General features: G+C 42.7%; 2 protein-coding genes. One reads left to right on the top strand and one right to left on the bottom strand.

What is annotated here, in order from left to right; translation table 11 throughout:
- Nucleotides 1-148: 148 nt before the first annotated feature.
- Complete coding sequence (locus PY364_RS10565) at nucleotides 149-412, top strand: hypothetical protein (protein ID WP_275522349.1); 264 nt, start codon at nucleotides 149-151, stop codon at nucleotides 410-412.
- A 118-nt stretch (nucleotides 413-530) separates the two neighbouring features.
- On the opposite strand, the gene ltrA is transcribed toward PY364_RS10565, so the two are convergent.
- Complete coding sequence (gene ltrA / locus PY364_RS10570; protein ID WP_275522351.1) at nucleotides 531-2267, bottom strand: group II intron reverse transcriptase/maturase; 1737 nt, start codon at nucleotides 2265-2267, stop codon at nucleotides 531-533.
- Nucleotides 2268-2466 lie beyond the last annotated feature (199 nt).

The raw sequence follows: 2466 nt of genomic DNA on the forward strand, positions 1-2466 counted from the left end.
ACCATAGGTTGAGTGAAGGCAAAATAAAATTGTGTGAAACTTCGGGCTTTTTCAGTCTTTTTCGGGCTTTTTTGGTCAAGACATAAGTGAGACAGATGAGGTACATTCTGAATCAGTTTATTTGCACCAACACCAAGTGAGCGACACAATGCCTGACAATTTAGCTCTGCTGGACAAAACCGATGACATACTGAACACTGACAGCGCCGAGACTCAAGAGGATTGCGGCTGTCCCTTCAAAAAAGCCGGGACTCAAGAGGCGGTATCGAATGCTCAGAATGTTCAGGGTATCCTCATTGTGAATGGGGAAGATGGGAATGACAAGGAATCCGATATTGTTTTGGAGTCGAAAGTGCAGCCTTCTGGTGGTTCGGCTGTGGATATTAAAGTGGCTGCAACAGGGACTTGTTAGAGTCGATAGAGGCATTGCTACCTCTATCTCTGTCGGGTAAGGTTCAAGCGTCGCCGCTCTCCCCTCCCCTAAGAACCGTGCTTAAGACTTTCGCACTTACACGGCTCAAGCCTAACTTCTAGCCTTTTGAAACTGGTTTTTGGTTTTGAGAATGTACCTGTTTGTGACAAGCTAGGTGGACGTGCTGAAGGTTGTACTCGTCGTCAGTACCGCCTTTAGCAACAGGTACTATGTGGTGGGTTTCTATTTCCTCTCCATTTAACAATAACTCTCCGCAGATAGGACAAATCCAGTTTTGATTTTGAGCGACGGAATAGTATTTACCGCCCTTACTCCAGTATGATTTGCCTAGTCTTTGGTTTCGATTGAGCCAATATTCTTGTTGAAGAGGGTTGTCAGGTGAAGTATTCCCTTTAACCTTTATGTGACGTTCGATGGGCGTGTACGCTATCTGGTAAAGAGTAATAATTTTCTCTTTTCCTCGGCGGTCGCTAATTGTGGTAGCGAACGTCCATTTATTGCCTTTGATGGTTTTAAAGTATCTTTTTCTGACCCACTTTGTGTTTTTCTTAGGATGTTGGCGTTTACACCACCGCCAGAGGTATTCCCACACCCTGTGTGAAATGTAACTGAAGGTTTGCTTGCTCACTACCCCTCTATAATAGTTAGCAAAACCCCTGAGAATCGGATTCAGCTTTCTAATTATTGCCTCTTGGTTACTCCCATCCAGACTTTTTATCTCTTGACCGATTCTCTTACAAAAATTGAGAACTTTAGGTTTTGAGGGTTTGATTAACAGTTTTCTGTTGTAATGTCTGAGGTTATAACCCAAAAAGTCGAAGCCATCTTCTATTGACGTGATTAGCGTCTTCTCAGCACTGAGTTCAAGTCCTTGTTCGGACATCCACGCTTGAATCTGGATTTTGGCAGTTTCGAGACTTCCTTTGTCTCTAGCTGTGACAATAAAATCATCAGCATATCTGACCACGCCTAGTCGGTGGTTGGTGGATTTTATATATGTTTCTAATCCATGCAGTCCGATGTTGGCTAGAAGTGGGGAGATGACTCCTCCCTGTGGTGTGCCCGTCTCTGTGGGGTTTAGTTTCCCATTGAGAACAAATCCAGCTTTTAACCATCCTTCGATTAGCCCTCTTTTAGGAAAGTTACTAATCATTTTTAGGATAGATTCATGGGCGATGTTGTCAAAAAAGCCTTTTATATCAGCTTCTAGAACCCATTTATCATTGCTACCTCTGGGATTGTCACTTAATCTGGTGAATGATTGTTCGATAGCATCTTGACAACTTCTGCCAGGTCGGAACCCATAGGAATTGGGCTCAAATCTAGCTTCCCACTCAGGTTCCAGTGTATTTTTAACTATTGCCTGCATGACTCTATCCCTGACGGTTGGGATACCGAGGGGACGCATTTTGCCATTTTTCTTGGGGATTTCTACTCGCCGCACAGGTTTTTGATTTCCACCCTTCCATGTATTAACAAATTCCACTCTTTGGGCTGGTGAGTTGATTACCTCCTTATCAATACCAGCGGTTTGTTTACCTTGATTGGTTTGAGTGATTTGTCGGACAGACAATAATAGGTTGGCGTAATTTCTCATCATTAATTTCTGCAAGTTTCTGAGCTTACAGAAATTACCAGTCTCTGAGGCACGAAAGATTCTTCGACGGAGATTTCTCACGGCTTTATTCATCTGTCTCCAGTTAATCTGGCTCCAATCTTTCAGCCGTTCTCTTTGTCCGTTTACGGTCATTTTCATGGCAGTTAATAGCTGTACAATAGCTGTAAAATATGCTAAATCAGCACATAAAGTTTTAGAAAGTTGGGGTAAATTCACTCAGACTCATGCTTTAAGACATCTGAGCAACTTAAATGGCATGATGTCAGGATTAAGTCTAGAAACTAGAGCTACAGCGTATTCCAGGTTTATGAAGTACAGTAGCAGCAGCTTGTAAACCAGTTTTTGAATTGCTTAATATTGACCAAATCAAGCGCAGTAGCAAGTATTACGTCAACCATCTTGGTAGTAGTTGGCG

It is taken from the genome of Kamptonema sp. UHCC 0994 (genome assembly GCF_029167235.1).
Classification (GTDB): domain Bacteria; phylum Cyanobacteriota; class Cyanobacteriia; order Cyanobacteriales; family Microcoleaceae; genus Kamptonema.